The 21,742-nt window shown below is 59.8% G+C and carries 13 protein-coding genes and 1 pseudogene; 7 read left to right on the forward strand and 7 right to left on the reverse strand.

Annotated elements, in window-relative coordinates:
* Positions 1–342 precede the first annotated feature (342 nt).
* Positions 343–7,149: a TcdA/TcdB pore-forming domain-containing protein gene (locus EL257_RS16525; protein WP_172604491.1), complete on the reverse strand. Its 6,807-nt coding sequence runs from the start codon at positions 7,147–7,149 to the stop codon at positions 343–345.
* A gap of 678 nt (positions 7,150–7,827) precedes the next feature.
* Between EL257_RS16525 and EL257_RS16530 the strand changes: the two are divergent.
* Positions 7,828–8,070, forward strand: a pseudogene (locus EL257_RS16530) (hypothetical protein); the annotation flags it as partial.
* Positions 8,071–8,262: 192 nt separating this feature from the next.
* Positions 8,263–9,906, forward strand: coding sequence for a sensor domain-containing diguanylate cyclase (locus EL257_RS16535; protein WP_126364419.1), 1,644 nt, complete (start codon positions 8,263–8,265; stop codon positions 9,904–9,906).
* Positions 9,907–10,007: 101 nt separating this feature from the next.
* Here EL257_RS16535 and EL257_RS16540 read toward each other — a convergent pair whose 3' ends face one another.
* Together EL257_RS16540 and EL257_RS16545 are read right to left on the reverse strand one after the other, a co-directional pair.
* Positions 10,008–10,385, reverse strand: coding sequence for a c-type cytochrome (locus EL257_RS16540; RefSeq protein WP_126364421.1), 378 nt, complete (start codon positions 10,383–10,385; stop codon positions 10,008–10,010).
* A gap of 38 nt (positions 10,386–10,423) precedes the next feature.
* Complete coding sequence (locus tag EL257_RS16545) at positions 10,424–11,755, reverse strand: PLP-dependent aminotransferase family protein (protein WP_126364423.1); 1,332 nt, start codon at positions 11,753–11,755, stop codon at positions 10,424–10,426.
* Positions 11,756–11,845: 90 nt separating this feature from the next.
* Between EL257_RS16545 and EL257_RS16550 the strand changes: the two genes are divergently transcribed.
* Positions 11,846–12,739: a DMT family transporter gene (locus tag EL257_RS16550; protein WP_126364425.1), complete on the forward strand. Its 894-nt coding sequence runs from the start codon at positions 11,846–11,848 to the stop codon at positions 12,737–12,739.
* 3 nt (positions 12,740–12,742) lie between these two features.
* Here EL257_RS16550 and EL257_RS16555 read toward each other — a convergent pair whose 3' ends face one another.
* Complete coding sequence (locus EL257_RS16555) at positions 12,743–13,558, reverse strand: AraC family transcriptional regulator (protein ID WP_126364427.1); 816 nt, start codon at positions 13,556–13,558, stop codon at positions 12,743–12,745.
* 131 nt (positions 13,559–13,689) lie between these two features.
* Here EL257_RS16555 and EL257_RS16560 point away from each other — a divergent pair, with 131 nt between their 5' ends.
* The gene (locus tag EL257_RS16560; RefSeq protein ID WP_126364428.1) at positions 13,690–14,208 is read left to right on the forward strand and encodes a carboxymuconolactone decarboxylase family protein; all 519 of its coding nucleotides are present in this window, start codon (positions 13,690–13,692) and stop codon (positions 14,206–14,208) included.
* Between the two features lie 190 nt (positions 14,209–14,398).
* Complete coding sequence (locus EL257_RS16565; RefSeq protein ID WP_126364430.1) at positions 14,399–16,585, forward strand: GAF domain-containing protein; 2,187 nt, start codon at positions 14,399–14,401, stop codon at positions 16,583–16,585.
* 11 nt (positions 16,586–16,596) lie between these two features.
* Here the strand turns inward: EL257_RS16565 and EL257_RS16570 are convergent, their stop codons facing one another.
* A complete protein-coding gene (locus tag EL257_RS16570; protein ID WP_126364432.1) occupies positions 16,597–18,042 on the reverse strand; it encodes a SulP family inorganic anion transporter in 1,446 nt (481 codons plus the stop codon).
* 159 nt (positions 18,043–18,201) lie between these two features.
* Here EL257_RS16570 and EL257_RS16575 point away from each other — a divergent pair, with 159 nt between their 5' ends.
* On the forward strand, positions 18,202–18,516 hold the full coding sequence (locus EL257_RS16575; protein WP_126364434.1) for a DUF7693 family protein: 315 nt from the start codon (positions 18,202–18,204) through the stop codon (positions 18,514–18,516).
* Positions 18,517–18,710: 194 nt separating this feature from the next.
* Here EL257_RS16575 and EL257_RS16585 read toward each other — a convergent pair whose 3' ends face one another.
* Together EL257_RS16585 and ggt are read right to left on the reverse strand one after the other, a co-directional pair.
* Complete coding sequence (locus tag EL257_RS16585) at positions 18,711–19,244, reverse strand: cysteine hydrolase family protein (protein WP_126364436.1); 534 nt, start codon at positions 19,242–19,244, stop codon at positions 18,711–18,713.
* 65 nt (positions 19,245–19,309) lie between these two features.
* A complete protein-coding gene (gene ggt / locus EL257_RS16590; protein ID WP_126364437.1) occupies positions 19,310–21,037 on the reverse strand; it encodes a gamma-glutamyltransferase in 1,728 nt (575 codons plus the stop codon).
* 150 nt (positions 21,038–21,187) lie between these two features.
* Here ggt and EL257_RS16595 point away from each other — a divergent pair, with 150 nt between their 5' ends.
* Positions 21,188–21,700: a methylated-DNA--[protein]-cysteine S-methyltransferase gene (locus EL257_RS16595; RefSeq protein ID WP_126364439.1), complete on the forward strand. Its 513-nt coding sequence runs from the start codon at positions 21,188–21,190 to the stop codon at positions 21,698–21,700.
* Positions 21,701–21,742: the final 42 nt, after the last annotated feature.

Raw genomic sequence — 21,742 nt, forward strand, 5'->3', positions numbered from 1 at the left:
TGCGCGGCAGATGATCGGCGGGTCGCTGAACCTGCCGAAGCAACCGCGCCCCCTGTAGGAGCTGCCGAAGGCTGCGATCTTTTGCTTTGGTTTTCAAGATCAAAAGATCGCAGCCTTCGGCAGCTCCTACATTCGTGGATCTCCGGTGCTCACACTATTTGTGCAGGAAACTCGACCCGGCAGATGATCGGCGGGTCGCTGAATCTGCCGAAGCAACCGCGCCCCCCTGTAGGAGCTGCCGAAGGCTGCGATGTTTTCCTTTGGTTTTTCAAGATCAAAAGATCGCAGCCTTCGGCAGCTCCTACATTATGGATCCAGTGCTCACACTCTTTGTGATCTCGATCAGATGATCTGCCGGACGACCTCTCCGAGTGCCGGCGCAGTGCGTTCGCTTTCGGTCTGAGACAGCGTTTCAAACCATTGTTCAGGCGTGAGCAGCTGATTTTCGCCCGCGATTTTCATCCCGATCTGCAGCGCTGGCGCCGCCCCCTCTTCCGCCGAAACGCCGCGAACAATAACGCTGTGCGCGTTATCAGGATCGGTGAGCACCCAGTGTCCATCGACGCTCGACATCAACAGACGCTCACTGGACGCCATGTCCAGCAGCACTGTGCACGGCTGCGACGTCTGGTCGCGCGCAACAGGCTGTCGATCGATGACGATGCAATCCAATCGCTGCCAGACGTCTTCCGATAGGCGATAGGTTGTCGTCTGCCGGTTGTAACTCAGGATCAGCTTGCTGACCCCGTCGGGCAGAAAGGCCAGCAAATCTTCAACATCACCATTCGCCTGCAACGACAAGACGTCGTCACTGCGGCTGGCGAAACTGTCTGTGAGGTCGAGCCGGCCTGTTGATTGATAGCGACTGACCTGTTCCTGCGCCGGATCGAACAGCAGCGGCTCGCCGCCATCGAACAGGCCGAGGAAAACCGCCCATTGACCATCACGCTTGGCCTCGACTTCGAGCAGGCGGCCCTGGTCAGGCGTGTAGTATTGATACCGGCCCGATGTCTGCTCGATGACCAACACCGGAGCGTGCGCCACCGTGCGCAGCAGCATGCGCAAATCTTCCTGCCGTTCTTCGGCGGTGCGACCGTTTCGCTTGAACCATTGATTATTTACGCTCACGGCAACCGCCGGCAGGCCGTCACGCAATTGCAGGCTGACGCCATCGAAGGTCTGCGCGAGCAATCCTTCTCCGTCAAACGAAACCTCGAAAAATGCCCAGCGTGACCAGACTTTTTCCGCCGGCGGCAGTGACCGAGGATCGATCAATTGCGTGCCGCCGGCGAATGCCGTACGCATGGCGTCTGCGTCGATCAACGCTTGCCGATAAACCTGCCCGCTCCGTTTATCGTGCAGCCACGCCGCTTTGCCGTCCGGGGTTCTGCCCAGCAGCAACCACTCCTTGCCGCCGTCCATTTCCGCCAAAAGGAAATCCCGGCCAATGGCCCATGCGCCGAGGTAGTCGGTGTTAGAGGCGCGACTCAGGCCTATCAAGGCACAAGCCGTCGACTGAGGTTCAGTTGCTGTCTCGGCGAGCGCGCTGATCCAGTCCGTGTATTGTGCGAACCAGTCCGGCCCGAGGCCAACGTAGTGAAGCGACCCGTCGCGCGTTACCTCGAACAATTTGCCATCGGAACGGGTCGCCATGAGCTGCCCGCCGGCCATGTTGATCTTGATGATGTCGCGCTCAAGCACTTCGCCAGGCGTGACCGGACCGGTGTTGCCGCCGCCGACACCGCGACGCAATGTCTGCGTCTGCTGGCTGAAAAACAGCGGCGTTTCGAAGGCCCAGCCATCGGCTCTGGGAAGCATGACGGTGTCCATGCCCATGCCGACATCCTTGGTCAAGCGGTGATAGCGAGCGTCACCGGCGCTGAGCCAGATCAGGTCACGCAAGTCATCACCAATACAGCAGCGTACTTCGATGAATGGCTCAGGGCCCCACGACGCAATGCCAGGCGCCATGTTCGGCGTTGCGTCGGCATAATCGTCAGAATCACGCAAACGCGCGAGCAGCGAGCGCCAGTAATCCGTACCTCGGTCGGGGGTGTAATCGTCCCAGGCAGACGATAGCGTGATCCTCGCAAGCGTCACCGACCAATCAGTGACGTGAAACTCCAACGTCGTGGTGACGCCGTCTCTGATCTCCAGAAGTCGCTGCAAGACCCGAATTCCGTCGGCGCGCATTTCGCAGGCAATGATTTCCGAGCCACCCTCTGGACCCGCGAGGCGATAACGGTGATTGACCGTTCCAGTAATAGCGCCAACCCGCCAGATCGTCCTCCGGTCCGGGTGATAGAACCATGCATGGCGAGAATTGGCCGCGCCCAACACAATGCCTTGGCGAACAAAGTGAGGAGCGTTGCGAGCATAGAGTTGACGGTTGCGCACAACATCGTGGTAGGCCGTTATGAGTGGCGCATTTTGTTCCGTGGCGAAAGGCAGTTTGAACTGGTAAAGCGGCACGTAAGCGCCTGGTACCTGACCCCGGCTGTGCCGTTCACGCAGTCGGCGCAACGCACTTTCCAGCGAGATGCCGTCGCTCAGGCTTACCGACACGAGGTGCAACTTTTCAGTCCGCCAGTCAATCCGGAAAAATTCGCCATTGGCCAGCTCGATACAATCGGGGGTGCCGCGAATCTGAATGCCGTCTATACGCAGCCCTTCATCCTTCAGCCGACATTGCAGTTCATTGGCCCAGGGCGCATGGATAATCCATTCATTGTCACCGCGCGTGTGCAGGTCAATCGCGACCAGGCCGGGCGTCAACCACAACTGCCGCCGACCTGACGATTGTGCGTCGAAAGCATACGAAAGGAGATTTTTCCACTCTTCGGGAAACTCGGGGATCACCAACTGCCGGGTCTTTTCGCCAAGCGTCACGGCGATATGGGTCGGCTGATGGACGGGTAGCAATTTGTACAGGATATGCGGGAACGGGGTGTTGACCGTAAAGTAGAAACGCTGCTGGCCGCTGGCATCGTATTCCAGCCTGCTGACCGTGCGGTTGTCCAGACCCGGAAACCCTGACAGCCCCACCTGATATTCGTAACCGTAAAAAGCCATGGGCGTACACGGCAACACAACCGTGTGCGCGGCCTGCGACGCCGCATCAGTCAACGCAAGGCTGCGCGCCAGTCCCATGCCCTGGCGAATGTCGAGCGCTCTGTGCAACTCATCCGGGCTCGCAATGTATTGCGGCAGCTCAAGCCCACCGCGCACCATCGGGTAGAATTTCTGGCTGGAGAAATCGATCCGATGATTGTGCAGGTCCAGGTGTTTGATGACCGCCTCAGGTTCGAACCGCAGCACATCGCCTCGACAGCTATGGCCTCGAGGTCCGTATGCCTGCTGAGCCTTGCGCAGATGCTCGCCCACGGCTTCGGCCTTGTCCCTGATCTGCCCCAGGTTGCTGGCAATCGCAGTCACGCCGATACCGATCCCGAGCAACGGCACTGCCAGAAAGCCGGCCGCCGCCCCCACAGTCCCGCCAGCCAGCATGGCGGTGACATCCAGCCCCAGCGCAGCCAGATCAAACGCCAATTGAGTGGAGAAGCGCGAGCGCTGTTCATGGTTGCTCGCATGGGCCAGATTGTACGAACTGAAACCGATATTCAGCAGTGAAAAACCGACGCCGAGCCCTGTGTTGGCGCGCGCGACAACCCCCCCGGCCATCGAACCCTGACGCACCCGCAGGGCTTGCTCGGACATCACGACCTGGCGAACCAGGTTGGCCATCTGCAACGAATCATTCGCCACGCCATAGCCTAGCTGCGCGTAGCTCGCATAGACCTGGATCTGCAGCGCTATCGTCAACGCCGGTGCAGCTTTATCGCCGGTCTGGTACTCGCGACTACGCATTTCGCTGATCAACGTCTGGATCGCGAAGGCAAAGCTCAAGCGGCTGCCACCGTCGGAATCGGCCTGCCCGGTTTGCCTGCCGGCCGCGCCCTTCACCAAACGCTGCAGATGTTTGCTGAGCGCCATGAGACGTGAGTCTTCGCTGTTGATCCTGACGATGGTGTCTGGAGCGTTCACGTCCACCATCTGCAGCGTGTAGCCCTTGTCCGGATGAGCTTTTACCGATTCGAGCAATGGCAGGTATTCGCGTCCCAACTGATGCTCACGGCGCAGAAGACCAACAGCGTCGTCAAACTCAGCGGCCCAGAACCGGCTTTCCAGTTGCCTGAGGCCGGCGCCCAACCGAGCATTTTCCGACAAAGACCGGGTGCGCCCCTGCGCCTGTTTCTTCCACAGACTGACCGTTTGGGCGTCGGTGATCGGCGCGTCGCGCAGAAAATGTCCGACCTGCAGATTGGAGGGCAGCACCCGATCGTTGATCGCGCGAATATCCAGCTCGACCACGTTGAACTGTGGCTCGCTAGCGGAGATTCCATACAAACCGGCGAGTTCACCGCTGTTGTGATTGAGATAACGCCGCAGGCCAATCTCGAGCGGCTGTAAACGGTCGAAGCCGTACAAGGCAAAGTTGGGCTCGAAGAACCGAAACACAGGTCCGTCAGCCGTCATAACTTTCGCGACCAGCAGCGCGTGATTGCCACTGTCGAGCAGCAACACGCGGGTCGGCGATTGCGCTTCGAGCAAGCGACCGATATCAGCAAAATCCAGCGTGCCGTGCGGCGTGCCGATCTCGGACATGGCAACGTCCTGCAACTCGTTCAACGCGATCATCAGTAGCTGTGATTCAGCATCACCGGGCAGCAGAACCGCGTTGGACAACCTGCCCACCATCGATCGCTCGCCCGCATCCCCCTCGCCCATCGCGGCGGCCATCATTAGCGCCAACGGGTAGCAATAACGGCTCGGATCACCGCCCACCTGGCCCAGCAAGTCCTGCGGCATTTGCTTGGCGGACACGGCTCCTGCCTGGAAAAACTGCTCGCGCACCGTCGCTGCGCGCTTGAGAATCCGCCCGTGATAATCGCGTTGCGTAACCCGATCGATTTGCGCAACCCGCAGTCCCCATTGTTTCAGCGTGAGTGGCTCGGCCAAAGTCAGCGCCTTGAGTTCTCGCGCAGTCAGATCAATCGATCCTGCTTTTTCCGAACGGCCTTTCTCGAACGCTGCAAAACCGTGATCGCGCAAGGCTTTTTCGATCGCTGTATACCGCGCGAACACCCCCGTGTCGGCGGTATTGACGGCCATCTCCAAGGCATCTCGCCATGCATCAGCGAAACCGTCGGCGTCGAGTGTCTGCGCGCCGAAAACACCACCCAGAACCACCCGCATCATTGGACTGATGTGGTCGATTGTCAGCGCGCCGTGGGCCATGCGCGAAAACCATTCATTGACGTTATCGAACGGTTGCGCACCGACAGAGACGGGCAAGTCAAATACGCTCTGGTCGCGAATCAGCTGACGCATTTCCAGGCTCAGAACAATGCGTTTATTGAAGACGATCTCACCACTGATTTTTTCGTTCATGGCGTGGATGAACGGCTCGCCCAAGTCATCCATCAATTGTTGCAAGACCGAAGTGAGAAGCACCGGTTTTCCATCGATGACCGGCCAACCTTGTTTGAAAGTGAGCACTTGTTCTTTGAGCAGGTCATTCAGATTTCCGACGTAGCGGGATTTGAACTTGCCATCAACCCACTTGTTTTTTTCATTTGCCAGCCAGGTTTCAGGATCGTCATTGACTGTCCAGCCGGAAATCATTTCTTCTTCGGTGAAAACGTTATAGCCCTCCAACAACTTTAACTTCTGACGCACCGCATCAATCTGATCGGCGAGCAAATGCGTTTCCACATACTTGCTTACCCCTTGGAATGCCGCTCGCGGACCGGTAAGGGTGATGGTGCCGCGCGCGCCGATGCGGATACCGTCCTGGAAGTACTGATGGATCGCTTCTATGAGATGAAAGGATGAAAAGTGCGTCTGTGAACCCGGGAATCGCCCGCTCGCCTGCATTTCATTGACCACGTTCTGAATAATCGCCAGTGCTCGACTATCAGCCACCGATGCAATACCCGCGGCGGCAAGACGCTGTTCAACTTGCATCAGACAGTCATAGTTGCTTCGAATCATTTGCATGTAAGCCAGGGTCATGGCGCTGCCGGGGTGCGTCAGAAAATGCGCATTCATTTCCCCCCTTGCCTGATCGCCATAACCCGTCCCCAGCCGAATGGCATCCAGCGGAACAGGGCTGTTCACGGGAGTTGCGAAAATATCCTGAACAAGCGGTTTGCTCTGGGCAAATGCAAGCAGTGCCTGCTGATGCTGCGCAGGTATCTTGCCGATTCTGTCTTTGTATCGTTTGCTGTCACGACCGGGCATCAAGTCCGTATTGTGATTGAGCAAAAGTTGCAAAACGCCTAATCGCGCATCGCCGTCAAAGCCGCGGATATCCACCCCGCCGAGTGTGTCCTTGAGTGGCGGCAAATAATCCATGTCACTGTAGCGCCCCCCTTCCAGATGCCCGGCCTGCAACCGCACGACATCACTCGCCGCAGCAAAATTGCCGCGCATCGCAACTTCACGCTGGTAAACATCGGCTAACAAGTGAGTCTTGAATTCGGACTGCACATCGCGCAACCGCAGATCCTTGCCAGCCATTGCCAAGTGCGTATCCAGGCACTGTTGGCGAAAGGCCTGCAGCGTCGCGCGGTCCTTGCCGTAGGCGCGCACCATCAGATCGATGCGTGCTTCATCGGCCCGTCCGACCCACTTTGGCTGATTGAGGCATTCGAACATTTGCAGTTTCAATACCCGGGCGCGATCTTCGATCAGTTGCGACAGCTGGCTGGCGCCAGTCAGAAGATTGCCGCCCGACTCCATCGCGTGAACGCGTGCGCTATCGAGGATGACCCGGTTCATTTCAAACGCCAGCAAGGCATCGCTGTCGTACCAAAGATTAAATACGCAGCCCTGCGGTGCGAGCACCTCGCGCCAGATATTCATGTAATCGCGTTGATTGAGGCCGACTTCACTGCCCCCGACCCAGACGAAATGCATGACGTTTGGCACGGTAGTGGACGTCGGCGACAACATCGCGACCGTATTGGCGAGCCTGGCGGCATAGTTATCCAGTCGACGCAGACATTGCGCAACGTCAGCGGGCACCGCCGCCGACTTTTTGTTGATCAATGAAACCAGTGTTTCCTGAAACAGTTTTACTGGCACCAGTCTGTCCAGCGTTACATCGATAGCCCTGACAGCATCATAGTGCTTCGCCAGGCTTTCAAATTCGGGGGTATCGGAGAATTCAGCGAGCAAGGTTGTAACTGCGGAAAATTCAGCGGCCGACATAAATCCATTCGAGTCGACTAGCGTCTCTTGAGCATTACTCATCATTCAACTTCCTGTTCTGGTCGTTCATTCACCCGACATAACGAGAGCGTGCTGAAATTGAAAACTTTGTTTCGCAACTTTCAGCGCTTCGAGGGGCGACAGCATTGGCCCATGACAACAGGAACCCGAACAAACTTTCAAATTACAAAAACATCAACTCAAGACAGTTAACACACATAGCAATATCATTGGCTCAACGGCGAACTATCTGCGTACAACTTTGTGCGCCGACCAACGTGACTTGTCTTTCAAATCACGCGCACGTCAAGGGCTGGCGCTCGATTCGTTCTTTTGTTTGGTGCTCAGGATTTGTTAACAGAATCACACAGGATACTGATGCACTTACAATCCGAGTTTGTCCCACCGCAGTGAACGCTCGCTCGCGAGACAACCCGGATGGCAAACATCGCTGGCGTCGATAGTCACCATCACGCCAATGAAGTTCTCATAAAAAATCCGCAGCGTAATATCGGCTCCAGACAAACCAACAACATCTCGGAGCACACGATCATGAAACGCCAAATCCTTCTCAGCATCGCTTTCTCGGTTTTCGCAGTTAACGCTTTCGCCGCTACCCCGCCTCGCACCATGATCGCCGAAGGCGGCTCGGACAAATTGATCGAAAGCCGTTTGGCTGAAGGTGGCTCCGATCGTCTGATCGAACGCCGTGTTGCCGAAGGTGGCTCTGATCGTCTGATCGAACGCCGCGTTGCCGAAGGTGGCTCTGATCGTCTGATCGAACGCCGCGTCGCATGATTAGCTAGCGGTACCGCACGCCCATAAAAAGCCCGGCCTGATCAGCCGGGCTTTTTCTTGGGTGTTGTTCACGGCGTCGCCGCGCGGCTTTGGTATCACTGCGCGCAAGTTTCAGCAGCCGCTTCGCTGGCAGCCCATCGGTCAAGTCGCATACCATGGCGCCACTCAAAACAAAGACAATCATCGCCCATGCTCAAAGCCAGTCTGCGCAGCCATCTCACCCTTTGGTTTACCGGTTTGTCCCTGTTGACGCTGTTGAGTGTGGGCTTCTATGTCGGCCATATCGCCACTGAACAAATGAAGCAGGCCAGCGGCAATGCCTTGCTCAATACTGCCCGCTCGGCTGCTTCGTTATTGGGCGAACAATTGCGCGAACGGCAACTGGAGGTATATCTGCTCAGCCGCGCGCCGCATCTGGAGCGCGGCGACCTGGATAACCCGGCGATCTTGAAGTCGATGCAATTGCGCACCGAAGCCCGCGCCGAATATGCGTGGATGGGCGTCACCGATGCCAATGGACAAGTGCATCAAGCCATCAACCATTTGCTGGTCGGCCAGTCGGTACAACAACGGCCGTGGTTCCAGGCGGGCATGCGCGGCGAATACACCGGCGATCCGCATGAGGCCGTGTTGCTGGCGAAATTGCTGCCCGGCGTGGCAAATGGCGAACCGCTGCGTTTCATCGACTTCGCCGCGCCGATCCACAATGCCGATGGTCAGGTGATCGGTGTTCTCGGCGCCCACGCGCATTGGAGTTGGGTGACGCGGATCGTCGAGTCGGCAGCGCTTTCCCACAAGAACTCGGCGCCGGATATCGAAGCGTTGATCATCGACCACGACGGCAAAGTGCTCTACCCCGAAGCGTTGATGGGCCAGCAATTGGCGGCTGATGAGGCGGGGTCGACAGGGTGGTCGGTTGGCAATGGCTACCTGACCAGCATGGTTAGCGTGCCGACGCCTTCGAGCACAGCGCTGTCATGGTCGATCGCCGTACGCCAGCCGCTCGAAACGGCGCTGCAACCGGCGCGTCTGCTGCTGTACAAATTGCTCGTGCTGGGTGTGTTTGCCGCCATGGTGTTCGGTCTGGTGGCCTACTATCTGGCGCTGTATCTGAGCCGCCCTATCGAACAGCTGGTGCAAACGGCCAAGCAGGTGCAGAACCAGCAACCCGGCGCGCATTTCCAGTTACAGCACCCGGTGCTGGAGATTGCCCAACTCGGCCAGTCGATCGATGCCATGACGCGATCGTTGCTCGCCAAGGAGCGCGAACTGCAGCAAGCCAATGCTTCGCTGGAGGCCACCGTCGCCCAGCGCACTGCCGCCCTCACCCAGGCCAACGCTGAACTGCTGAGCCTGGCCACTCACGATGCTTTGACCGGCGTTTACAACCGACGTCGCTTCGACGAAAAGCTCACCGAGTACACCCTGCTGTCACGCCGCACCGGGCGGCCGTTTGCGCTGCTGTTGATCGACGCCGACCACTTCAAACGGATCAATGATACCCACGGCCATGCGGTCGGCGATGAGGTGCTCAAGCAACTGGCGCAACTGATTCAAACGAGCCTGCGCACCACCGATTTCGTCGCCCGCTACGGCGGTGAAGAGTTTGCCGTGCTGCTCCCGGAAATTGCCCAACCGGACACCCCCGAAACGGTTGCCGAGAAGATTCGCGTGGCCATCGCCGCGGCGCAGTTCCCGATGGTCGAACAAGTAACGGTGAGCATCGGCGTGGCCCTCGCCGACCCGGCGGACAACAGCCACAGCGCCCTGATCAAGCGTGCCGACCAACAGTTGTATCAGGCCAAAGCGGCAGGCCGTAATCGGGTGGCGTGATCGGCACCGTTCGATGCGCGAAGTTGCTGTGCAGACTAACGCTGCAAGTGCTCGACCAGTTTTGACCAGAGCACAGGCACTGCCCCCTTATTGCAGCGGGCTCAGGGCATCGGTTGAAACGTCTGCAGGTACGCCAGCAGATTGTTCAGCTTTTCCTCATCGCTCAGCCCCCAGAAAATCATCCGCGTGCCGGGCACTACGCCTTTCGGGTCTTTCAGATACGCCGTCAGCGAGTCGCGGCCCCAGGTGATGCCGGAGTTTTTCATCGCTTCGGAATACACGTAGTTGGACGACGTCCCGGCCGCTCGGCCAAAGATGCCGTTGAGCTGTGGGCCGAAACCGGGACGCGCCGATTCGCCGACCTGATGGCAGCCGCCGCACAGACGCGGAAAGATTTTCGCCCCGGCTTCAGGGTCGCCGTCAGCCTGAGCGTTGACGCTGAAGATCAAGGCGAGAATCAGTGTTGTGGTGGTTTTCATTGAGCAGTCCAAAACTGGCTTTGTGGCGTCGGCGCAGTTTACAGATAAGCGCCGACGATCGTTCTGACGGTGATCAACGCCTGACGCAAAATCGCCATGTCCACCGAACCTAGCGCCAGACGAAGCGCGTGGGGTGCATTGGCTGACAGCGAAAACGGCTCGGCGGTGGTGACCGAGATCTGCTGCCGCATCAGTTCGACAACCATCTGATCGGCGCGCACATCTTCAGGCAGCGGCAGCCACAGAAAATACGAGGCCGGGTGGGCGATATATCGCAGCCCTTGCAGCACCTCGGCCGCCAAGGCCTGACGGGCCATGGCATCGTGACGTTTCTGCTGTTCAAGCACGGTAACGGTGCCGTCGTCGAGCCAGCCACACGCAATGGCGGTCATCACGCCGGGCGTGTTCCAGGTTGTCGCACGAATGATCCGTTCCAGCGCCGCCACCTGCGGCAGCGGCGCCGCGACGAAGCCGACCCGCAATCCGGTCGCGATGTTTTTCGACAGGCCAGACACGTAGAACGTGCGCTCCGGTGCCAGATCGATCAGGGTTGGCGGCGGGTTTTCCACCAAAAATGCGTAGGCCGCGTCTTCGATGATGGTCAAATCATGCCGGCGCGCAATCGCGACCAGTTGCTCGCGCTGTTCCAGAGGCATGACCCAGCCCAACGGATTGTGCAGCGTAGGCATGCTGTACACCGCGCGCACCGATCGGCTGCGGCAAAGCTTGTCCAGCGCTGGCAGATCCGGGCCGTGCTCCGTCAGCGGGATCGCCAGCACTTCCAGATGCAGCGCCTCGGCCAGCACCTTGAAGCCGGAATACGTCAGCGCATCGGCGGCGATCACATCACCCGGTTTGAGCAGCGCCATCAGCGTCACGGCCAAACCTTGCTGCGCACCGTTGACGATCAGCATTTGCTCGGCTTCGACCGTCACGCCGCGCGCCGCCAAATGCCGCGCCACCGCAGCGCGCTCATGCGTGCGACCGGCGTGAGGCTGATAGCGCAACAGCGCTTCCAGATCTCCGGACAACGCCAATTGACGCAACGCTGTGCGCAACAGCTCGGCCTGACCGGGCAACGCCGGATAATTGAAATTGAGGTCGATCATGCCCACCGCCACGTCTTTCTGATCGATACCCTGCCCCGCCGCCAACACGGTTTCTCGAACAAACGTGCCGCGCCCGGTTTCGCCGCTGACCAGCCCCATCGCCTCCAGCTCTGCGTAGACCCGTGACGCCGTGACCAACGCCAGCCCCTCTTGTGCCGCCAGTTGCCGGTGCGTCGGCAAGCGCGTACCCGGCGCCAGCCGCCCACATCGGATGTCTGCGGCATAGCGATCAACGAGGTTTTTGTAGCGGGAACGCGGCATGCGAGATGTATCCATGACAATTTTTTGATTGTGCTGATTCTCGATCCTAGGATGAGCGCAACGCAAGCCCACTTCCGAGCGCGACCTGACATGCAACGAACCTCGAACCTGACCAGCCCGGCTCTGGAAAAAACCAGCGGCTGGATCAACGGTTTCATCGGCGTAGTGATCTTCAGCGGCTCGCTGCCGGCCACGCGCCTGGCCGTGCTGGAATTCGATCCGGTGTTTCTGACGGTGGTGCGTGCGGCGATTGCCGGCGTTTTGGCGCTGGCCCTGCTGTGGTGGTTTCGCGAGCGGCGCCCGGCGCGCAATCAATGGCTGTCGCTGTTTATCGTCGCGCTGGGCGTGGTGCTTGGCTTTCCATTGCTGACGGCGTTGGCGCTGCAACACGTGACGTCGGCACATTCGATTGTGTTTGTCGGATTGCTGCCGTTAGCCACGGCGATTTTTGCCGTGCTGCGTGGCGGCGAGCGGCCCCGGCCGGTGTTCTGGATCTTCTCGTTGCTGGGCAGCGCATTGGTGGTGGGCTTCGCGTTAGCCCAAGGGCTGAGCGCCTCGCCCGCCGGCGACTTGCTGATGCTCGCGGCGATAATCGCCTGCGGCCTCGGCTATGCCGAGGGCGCGAAGCTGTCGCGCACCTTGGGTGGCTGGCAGGTGATTTGCTGGGCGCTGGTGCTGTCGCTGCCATTGATGGCATTGCTGAGCGCGTGGCTGGCACCGGCCTCGGTCAGTCAGATCAGCCTCTCGGCATGGCTGTGCCTGGCTTACGTCTCGGTGTTCAGCATGCTCATCGGTTTTGTGTTCTGGTATCGCGGCCTGGCGCAGGGCGGAATTGCCGCGGTGGGTCAGTTGCAATTGCTGCAGCCGTTCTTCGGGCTGGCGCTGGCCGCAACGTTGCTGCATGAACAGGTCAGCCTCGGCATGCTCGCGGTGACGCTGGGGGTGATTCTGTGCGTCGCCGGGGCGAAGAAATTCGCCAAGTGACGCTCAGGCACCGGCCTTCCACTCGCGAGGGCTGAGCCCGGTCTTGCGCCGAAACGCCCGGGCCAGCGCTGACGGGCTTTCATACCCGACCTCTTCGGCAATCAGGGCAATCGGTTTGCCTTCGCGCAAGCGTTTCTGCGCCAGGCTGACCCGCCAGCTGAGCAGATAATCGGCCGGTGTCTGCCCGACAACACGCCGGAATTGCTCGGCGAAACTGGCGCGCGACATGTTCGCCGCCGTCGCCAGCGCGGCCACGCTCCACGGCGTTTGCGGTTGCTCATGCATCAGGTTCAAGGCACGGGACAAACGCGCGTCCGCCAAGCCGGCGATCATCCCCGGTTGCTGCTCACGGCTGCCGATCAGATGGCGCAACAGCAGAATCACCAGCAACTCGAACAGCCGATCCATCACCGCCATCCGCCCGCAATGACCTTCGAAGGCTTCTTGAAACAGCCATTCAACAGTGCCGCCGAGTTGCGCAATGTCCGTCAGTTTCAGCACCAGATAATCGGGCAACGCCGACGCCAGTGCGTTGCCGGAACCACCGTCAAACGTCAGCGTCGCGCAGACCACCTGCGTGTGCATGCTTTCGTCGGCAGACATCCGATGGGCAAACGGCCGGGGAAAGAAAATCAGCGACGGTTCAAGCAAAAGAATCTCGCGTTCGTTGCCAGGTTTAAGCAGCAACTCCCCGGCCCGCAACAGATGCACATGGCCGACCGGCTCGCCCACATGCTCGGAGACTCCGCAAAACGCGCCACTGTGAAAAGTACCGGCATTCACGCCGAAATGGCTGAGCAATGTGGACAAGCGATCCATGGGCGACTCCCGCAGGCATAACTGGACGATCTGCTGCATATCCTCGACGATTTGCCGCCAAAGCGCCATGGCCCGTCATTAATATTGCTCCATCGCCGGCGCGCTTCGCACCGGACATCCGGAGAATCACCATGAGCCGCATCACCCCCATCAGCCTCGACACTGCTACCGACGCCACCCGCCCTGTACTGGAAGGCGTGAAAAAGAAAATCGGCTTCCTGCCGAATGTGTTCACCACACTGGCCAAGGCGCCAGTGGCCCTTGAGACTTACGTGCAAGCCTCCGCGATTCTGGGCAAGACGTCCTTGAGCGCCCAGGAAAAAGAAGCGGTGTACCTCGCCACATCGCAAGTCAACGGGTGCGATTATTGCCTGGCAGCGCACACGCTGTTCGCCGGCAAGGCAGGGCTTTCGACGCAGGACATCGTCGCGGCGCGTCACGGCGAACTGAATGCCTACGCCGCCCTCGCCCGGCAGCTCACCGATAGCCGTGGTCACCTGAGCGACGCGCAAATTGCCGCCGCCCGCGCTGCCGGTATCGATGATGTGAAAATCATTGAGGTGATCGCCTTGGTGGCGGTGCAGACCCTGACCAACTATTTGAACAACGCCGCGCTGACGGATGTTGACTTCCCTTCTATCGAAGCGTGACACACCGCGCAAAAAACCCGTGGCGAAGGCGTTTGCGTCTTCGCCACAAATCGTTTTGTCTGACCCATCGTGCCATGATGCGCGACGACCCAAACCTTCTGCGGTGTAAACAAGCGTGTGGTGTGCTGAAACCAAATACCACGCGCAGGGTCTTTCTTCACATGCTGACGCCAGGAAAGACTCGCCCCCTATGACTCATTGGTTGCAAGACAGCGGCGAAATGGCCGAACGAATTCGAGGCCACGACTGGGCGAACACGCCCCTCGGCCCGTTGGATCATTGGCCCGATGTGCTCAAGACCACCGTCTCGCTGAGTCTCGCATCGCACTTCCCCCAGGCAATCGTCTGGGGCCCGGAACTGATCACGATCTACAACGACGCGTTCGTGCCGATCCTCGGTGACAAGCCGTTCGCGCTGGGCCGCCCGTTCAGCGCAATCTGGCAAGAAGCCTGGCACGAGATCAGCCCGATCGCCGATGCGGCGTTCAGCGGCCAAGCTACCTACATCGAAAATTTTCCGCTGATCGTCGAGCGTGGGATCGGCCCGGAACAGGCCTATTTCACCTTTTGCTACAGCCCGATTCGCGACTCCTTCGGCCACGTCGTCGGCATGATCGATACCGTCACCGAAACCACTCAGACCGTGTTTCTCAATCAGCGCCTTGCGGTGCTGGAAGCGATCGGCAACTCGGTGGCAAACTCGGACGACCCACAAGCCATACTCGCCGCCAGTACGCGTCTGCTGGTCGAACATTTGCACCTGTCCAATTGCGCCTATGCCGACATGGACGCCGACGAGGATGGCTTCACCATTCGTGGCGATTTCGCGGCGCCAGGCTCGCCGAGCATCGTTGGGCACTACAGCCTGCGCGACTTCGGCGAAAAAGCCGTCACCCTGCTGCACGCCGGCCGGCCGCTGGTCATCCAGGACAATCGCAGCGAACTGCCGCCCGAAGAATCGGCGACATTCCAGGCCATCGGCATCACCGCGACCATTTGTGTGCCACTGATCAAACAAGGCCGACTGACCGCGCTGATGGCCATCCATGACAGGCTGCCACGCGCCTGGTCTTCGTTCGAAGAAGCGCTCTTGATTGAGGTCACCGAGCGTTGCTGGGCGCACATCGAACGTGTCCGGACCAACGCGGAAGTGCGTCAGGGCCTGCTGGCACTGGAAGAACTCAATGCCACGCTTGAGCAGCGAGTCGAAGAGCGCACCGTGCGTCTGGCCCAGGCCGAGTCGGCGTTGCGCCAATCGCAAAAGCTCGAAGCGATCGGCCAGCTTACCGGCGGCGTAGCTCACGATTTCAACAATCTGCTGACGATCATTCGCTCTTCGGTGGATTTTCTCCGCCAGCCCAATCTGGCGGAAGACCGCCGGCAACGTTACATGCGCGCGGTGTCCGATACCGTCGAACGCGCCTCGAAGCTGACCAGTCAGTTGCTCGCCTTCGCCCGGCGTCAGCCACTGAATCCGCAAGTGGTCGATGCCGGCGAACGCCTGGCCAACATCGGTGAAATGCTTGAGTCGGTCACCGGCGCGCAGATTCACGTTTGCGTTGAGAGACCGGACCACCCCTGCTACATCCACGTCGATTTGAGTCAGTTCGAGACCGCGCTGATCAACATCGCGCTCAATGCCCGCGACGCCATGAATGGCCAGGGCCAACTGAAACTGCGCCTTGAGTGTCACAAGCCTCTGCCACCGATTCGCGGCCATGCCGGTACCAACAACTCGTTCGTGTCCATTGCGTTGGCGGATACCGGCGGCGGCATCGACGCGCAAACCCTCGATCACATCTTCGAACCGTTCTTCACCACCAAGGATTTCGGCAAAGGCACGGGGCTGGGATTGTCACAGGTGTTCGGTTTTGCCAAGCAATCGGGAGGCAACGTCGATGTGTCGAGCGTGGTCGGCCAAGGCACGGTGTTTACGTTGTACCTGCCGCAGGTCGACGCCAGCATGGCGGCGGAGTCCGAAGAAATTGATGCGGAGGAACTGCCGCCGGCGGACGTCAAACGTCGCGTACTGGTGGTGGAAGACAACCTGGATGTCGGCCGTTTCGCCAACCAGATTCTGCAGGACCTGGGTTATGAAACCACATGGGCGACCAACGCCGAAGATGCCTTGCAACTGGCGGGGGCTGATGCAGCCACTTTCGATGCGGTGTTTTCCGACGTGGTCATGCCAGGCATCAGCGGCGTCGCACTCGCCAGGGAGCTGCGCCGCCGCCGGCCGGATCTGCCGGTGGTCCTGACGTCCGGCTACAGCGAAGAACTGGCGCGCAGCGGTTACGACGGTTACGAATTTCTGCCCAAACCCTACTCCGCCGAGCAGGTCTCGCGGATTCTCGGCAAGGCCTGGCTCAAGGGCTGATCGCCGCGCACTCAGTCGTGCTCGACACCGGCACGCTTGAGCAACTTCTTGCAGCGTTCCGACAAGTGAAACACCTGCACGTGCTTGCCAGCCTTGGCGTAGCGCTCACGCAGGGTTTTCAGCGCGGCGATGGCCGAGTAGTCGACAAAACTCAGATGCCGACAATCCAGCGTCACCTTCGCGGGGTCGCCCGCCGGGTCGAATTGATTGAGGAACGGCGTGGTCGAAGCGAAGAACAAGGTGCCATGCAGCCGGTAGAGTTTGCTGCCGTCAGCTTCCAGATGTTCATCGGCGTACAACTCGCGCGCCTGCTGCCAGGCAAAATTCAGCGCGGCAATAATGATCCCGCACAGCACTGCCGTGGCCAGATCTGTGAACACGGTGATGATGGTCACAGCGATGATAACCAGCACATCGTTGAGCGGCACTTTGTTGATCACTCGCAACGACGCCCAGGCGAAGGTCTGCTGCGACACGACGAACATCACCCCCACCAGTGCCGCCAGCGGAATACGCTCGATCAGCGGTGACAGAAACAGAATGAACAACAGGATCAGCACGCCCGCGACCACGCCGGACACACGCCCGCGACCACCTGAACTGAGGTTGATCACGGTCTGGCCGATCATCGCGCAGCCGCCCATGCCGCCGAACGCGCCGGACACCATGTTCGCCGCACCGAGCGCCACGCATTCGCGGTCCGGGTAGCCACGGGTTTCGGTGATTTCGTCGGTGAGGTTGAGGGTGAGCAAGGTTTCCAGCAAGCCGACCAGCGCCATCAGGATCGCGTACGGGGCGATGATGCGCAGGGTGTCGAAATCCCACGGAATATCTGGCAGGGCGAAGGTCGGCAGACCGCCGGCGATGTGCGCCATGTCGCCCAGCGTGCGGGTCGGCAGCCCGAACAGATAGACCAGCAAACCGACGCCGAGAATTGCCACCAGCGCTGGCGGCACGGCTTTGGTCAGGCGCGGCAGAATATAGACGATGGCCATGGTCAACAGCACCAGCCCGGTCATCAGGTACAACGGCGTGCCACTGAGCCAGTCTTCGCCGCTTTTGAAATGCTCCAGTTGCGCCAGCGCAATGATGATCGCCAGACCGTTGACGAACCCGAGCATCACCGGGTGCGGCACCATGCGCACCAGTTTGCCCAGGCGCAGCAACCCGAACGCCATCATGATCAACCCGCCCAGCAATACCGTCACCAGCAGATAGTGCACGCCGTGTTGCACCACCAGCGCGACAATGACTACCGCCATGGAACCGGCCGCGCCGGACACCATGCCCGGGCGTCCGCCGAACAGCGCCGTCAGCGTACAAATGATGAAGGCGCCGTACAGGCCCATCAGCGGGTTGAGGTGGGCGACCAGTGCGAACGCAATGCATTCGGGCAACAGGGCAAATGAGGTGGTGAGTCCGGCCAGGACATCGGCGCGCAGACGTTTCGGTTTCATGGCTTACCTGACTGAGCGGCCGCTGAGCACGGCCGCGGATATTCGCGAAATTTGAGGGTTGCGAATGTTACGGAATTGTCCGGCCGCGGGCCAGTGATCGCTGACACGCGTGCGCCGGCGCTTTATGCTGACGCGCCCGCACCTAGATCGAGTCCAGCCATGCCCGCTTTCCTCACCGCCTGCGATGTTTGCCAGCGATTGCGCGACGCGGCGCTGGGTGTCCTCGCGTTTGAAGTCTGCGAGCCGACCGACCGCAACGGGCTGGTCGCGGTCGATATCGAAGGCTGGCATTTGCTTTTGGATGTCGAGGGCGGTCGCCTGCATCACTGTGAATTTGCCCGAAGTGCCGAGGGCCAGGAAGGCGCCCTCGACACTTGGCAACGCTACGGCACGGATCCGGTGAGTCTGCTCAGTACCTGGGAGTTGGCGCAGATAGAAAAATTGCTCGGTGCGAGGCCTTCACCCTTGGCGTAGATCTTGTCGGTAGCTGTTTCCAGCACCAACCTCGCCCTAGTCCCGCCCGTTTCTATGCGAATGATCGAATCAGCACAGCGCCGCGCGCAAAAACCTGTGGAAGCGAGCTTGCTCGCGAAAGCGGTGGGTCAGCCGGGATCAATGGTGACTGACACACCGCCTTCGCGAGCAGGCTCGCTCCCACAGGTTTTGTTTCAGAAGAGGATTGTCGCCGCCGGTTTGACATCGGCTCGCGCGATGGAGCTGGTGAGGGCGGCGAAGTCCTTGTTGTGTTCGGCGATGATGTCTTCGGCGCTTACATTGCCGTTATCGACTGTCGAATGCGCATCTTGCGCAATGACGACGTCGTAGCCCAGCTTATGGGCGCTGCGCACGGTGGCGTTGACGCAGTAATCGGTCTGCAGGCCGCAGATCACCAGACGTTCGAAGTCTTCACTGGGCAGGAGCTTGCCCAGGTCGGTCTGATAAAAAGAGTCGCCGGTCGTTTTGCGCACGCGCAGGTCTTTGGGAGAAACCTCCAGTGTTTTCGCCAGTTGCCAACCCTGGGCACCGTGAACGAAAGCACCGTCCTTTTCCTCCTGCTGGATCAACACTACCGGAACCCCGGCCGCTCGGGCACGCTGGCTCAATTGATTGATCGTGGCGATCACGCGATCGATTTCAAAGCACTGATATTCACCCGCGCACAGGGCTTGCTGGACGTCGATGATCAGTAATGCGGTGGTCATGTCGAGCCTTCCTTGATCAGTCCTTGAGAATGGGGCGGACCTGAGCCCGCCCCTTTTTACTCCGCTCAATAGCCCAGTGACAAGCCGGTATTGCGCCGTGGATCGTTGGCGCCGTAGAAGCGATTCTTGCCGACCGGTTTGCCGCCAAGCGACGGTGCGCCGACCAGAATCGCAGCGATGTGGTTGGGGTCCTGAGGTCCGGCAAACTTGTGGCCCCAGCTCTCGAGCAGCTTCCTCGTGTCGGGGCTGGCGGCGAAGTCTTCGAGGTTGGTCTCCTCGGGCATCCACTGCTGGTGGAAACGCGGCGCGTCAACCGCTTCCTGCAGGTTCATGCCGTAGTCGATGACGTTGAGCATGGTCAGCAAGGTCGCGGTGATGATCCGGCTACCGCCCGGCGTGCCGACCACCATTACCACTTTGCCGTCCTTGGTGACGATAGTCGGGCTCATCGACGACAGCGGCGACTTGCCCGGAGCGATCGCGTTGGCTTCGCCCTGAACCAGACCGTACATGTTCGGCACGCCGACCTTGGCGGTGAAGTCATCCATTTCATCGTTGAGGATCACCCCGGTCTTGCTCGCCATCACCCCTGCGCCGAACCAGTCGTTGAGGGTGTACGTCACCGAAACCGCATTGCCCCATTTGTCGACAATCGAATAGTGCGTGGTGTTGCTGCCTTCATGCGGTGCGGTGCCGGGTTTCAACTCAGCCGAGATGCCGGCCTTCTGCGGTTGGATGGCGTCACGCAGTTTGGTGGCGTAGTTCTTGTCGAGCAGGTGCTCGAGCGGATTTTTGACGAAATCCGGATCGCCGAGGTAGCTGTTGCGATCGACGTAAGCGTGACGCATCGCTTCGATCTGGTAATGCATGCCCTGGGCCGAATGGAAGCCCAGATCTTTCATCGGATAGCCTTCCAGAATGTTCATGATCTGGCAGATCACTACCCCGCCGGAGCTTGGGGGTGGCGCCGAAACCACGTGATAGCCACGATAATCACATTCGACCGGGGCCAGTTCGCGGGTCTTGTACTTATCCAGATCCGTCTGGGTGATGATGCCTTTGTTCGCCTGACTGGAGGTGACGATGGCGTCGGCAACCCAGCCTTTATAGAAGCCGTCGGCGCCTTTTTCGGAGATGGTGCGCAGGGTTTTGCCGAGATCTTTCTGCACCAGTTTTTGCCCGACCTGCATCGGCTCACCGTTGTGCAGGAAGATCGAGCCGGAATCGCGCATGTCCTTCTTGAACACGTCGGTGGCGTACTCCAGCAGCTCGACATCGCCCTGCTGCAGGTCGAAGCCGTCTTCGGCCAGTTTGATCGCCGGCGCAATCATTTCCTTGCGCGGCTTGGTTCCGTACTTGCTCAGCGCCAGCTCCATGCCGGACACCGTGCCCGGTACGCCGACGGCCAGGTGTCCGCGCGTGCTCAGGTCGGGAATGACATTGCCTTCTTTGTCGAGGTACATGTTCGCGGTTGCGGCAAGCGGCGCTTTTTCGCGGAAATCGAGAAACGTCTTGCGCCCGTCCGCCAATTGAATGGTCATGAAACCGCCGCCACCAAGATTACCTGCGGCGGGGTAAACCACCGCCAGCGCATAACCCACCGCAACCGCCGCATCGACGGCGTTGCCGCCACTTTTAAGCACGTCGACACCAACGTGCGTCGCCAGATGTTGCGCCGTCACCACCATGCCGTTTTCTGCCGCCACCGGTGCCACCGATGCGGCGTGAGCCATGAGACAGCTGAGCGCCAGGGAGGTCGCGATAAGCGATCTGGCCAAAGGTTCGTACTTCATGAGTCGGTCTCTTTTTTGTTTTCGAGGACTGAGCGAAACCCAGGGCAACGCTTCAGGAGCACTCAGCAGTATGGTCGGCTTTGCGTATTGCGCCTCCCCGCTCAGGCAGTATGCTGGGCCGCGTCACCGCCATGCACCGGAGCCGCCGTCATGTCTTACACGTTCATCACCCTGCCCTCACCGGTCGGCGAGCTGAAGCTGGTCGCGAACGGCGCGCGACTGGCGGCAATCCTCTGGGAAAACGACAAACCGAACCGCGTACGTCTCGGCGCCATGAGCGAGGACGCGGACAATCCGATCCTTGTGCGCACGGCTCGGCAGCTTGAAGAATATTTTGCGGGCACGCGGTGCAGTTTCGATCTGGACCTGGATTTCGCCGGTACCGCGTTTCAGCGGGCGGTGTGGGCGGCGCTGCTGACCATTCCGTTTGGCCAGACGCGCACCTACAGCCAGATCGCCGCGCAGATTGGCCATCCGGCGGCGGTTCGGGCGGTCGGTGCGGCGAACGGGCGCAACCCGATTTCCATTGTTGCGCCGTGTCATCGAGTGATCGGGGCTTCAGGGAAACTGACGGGGTTTGCCGGGGGGTTGGAGGCGAAAGAGCGGTTGTTGACGCTGGAGGGTGGGCGCACGGGGATCGGTAAGACGGGTGAGCTGTTTTAAGATCAAAAGCTCGCAGCCTGCGGCAGCTCCTACATTGAAATG

Source organism: Pseudomonas fluorescens, assembly GCF_900636825.1.
Lineage (GTDB): Bacteria > Pseudomonadota > Gammaproteobacteria > Pseudomonadales > Pseudomonadaceae > Aquipseudomonas > Aquipseudomonas fluorescens_BG.

Coding starts and splice junctions, on each gene's coding strand:
- EL257_RS16575 (WP_126364434.1), top strand. CDS start 18,202: ATGCCCGCTTTCCTCACCGCCTGCGATGTTTGCCAGCGATTGCGCGAC.
- EL257_RS16595 (WP_126364439.1), top strand. CDS start 21,188: ATGTCTTACACGTTCATCACCCTGCCCTCACCGGTCGGCGAGCTGAAG.
- EL257_RS16550 (WP_126364425.1), top strand. CDS start 11,846: ATGCAACGAACCTCGAACCTGACCAGCCCGGCTCTGGAAAAAACCAGC.
- EL257_RS16585 (WP_126364436.1), bottom strand. CDS start 19,244: ATGACCACCGCATTACTGATCATCGACGTCCAGCAAGCCCTGTGCGCG.
- EL257_RS16560 (WP_126364428.1), top strand. CDS start 13,690: ATGAGCCGCATCACCCCCATCAGCCTCGACACTGCTACCGACGCCACC.
- ggt (WP_126364437.1), bottom strand. CDS start 21,037: ATGAAGTACGAACCTTTGGCCAGATCGCTTATCGCGACCTCCCTGGCG.
- EL257_RS16535 (WP_126364419.1), top strand. CDS start 8,263: ATGCTCAAAGCCAGTCTGCGCAGCCATCTCACCCTTTGGTTTACCGGT.
- EL257_RS16545 (WP_126364423.1), bottom strand. CDS start 11,755: ATGCCGCGTTCCCGCTACAAAAACCTCGTTGATCGCTATGCCGCAGAC.
- EL257_RS16540 (WP_126364421.1), bottom strand. CDS start 10,385: ATGAAAACCACCACAACACTGATTCTCGCCTTGATCTTCAGCGTCAAC.
- EL257_RS16555 (WP_126364427.1), bottom strand. CDS start 13,558: ATGGATCGCTTGTCCACATTGCTCAGCCATTTCGGCGTGAATGCCGGT.
- EL257_RS16565 (WP_126364430.1), top strand. CDS start 14,399: ATGACTCATTGGTTGCAAGACAGCGGCGAAATGGCCGAACGAATTCGA.
- EL257_RS16570 (WP_126364432.1), bottom strand. CDS start 18,042: ATGAAACCGAAACGTCTGCGCGCCGATGTCCTGGCCGGACTCACCACC.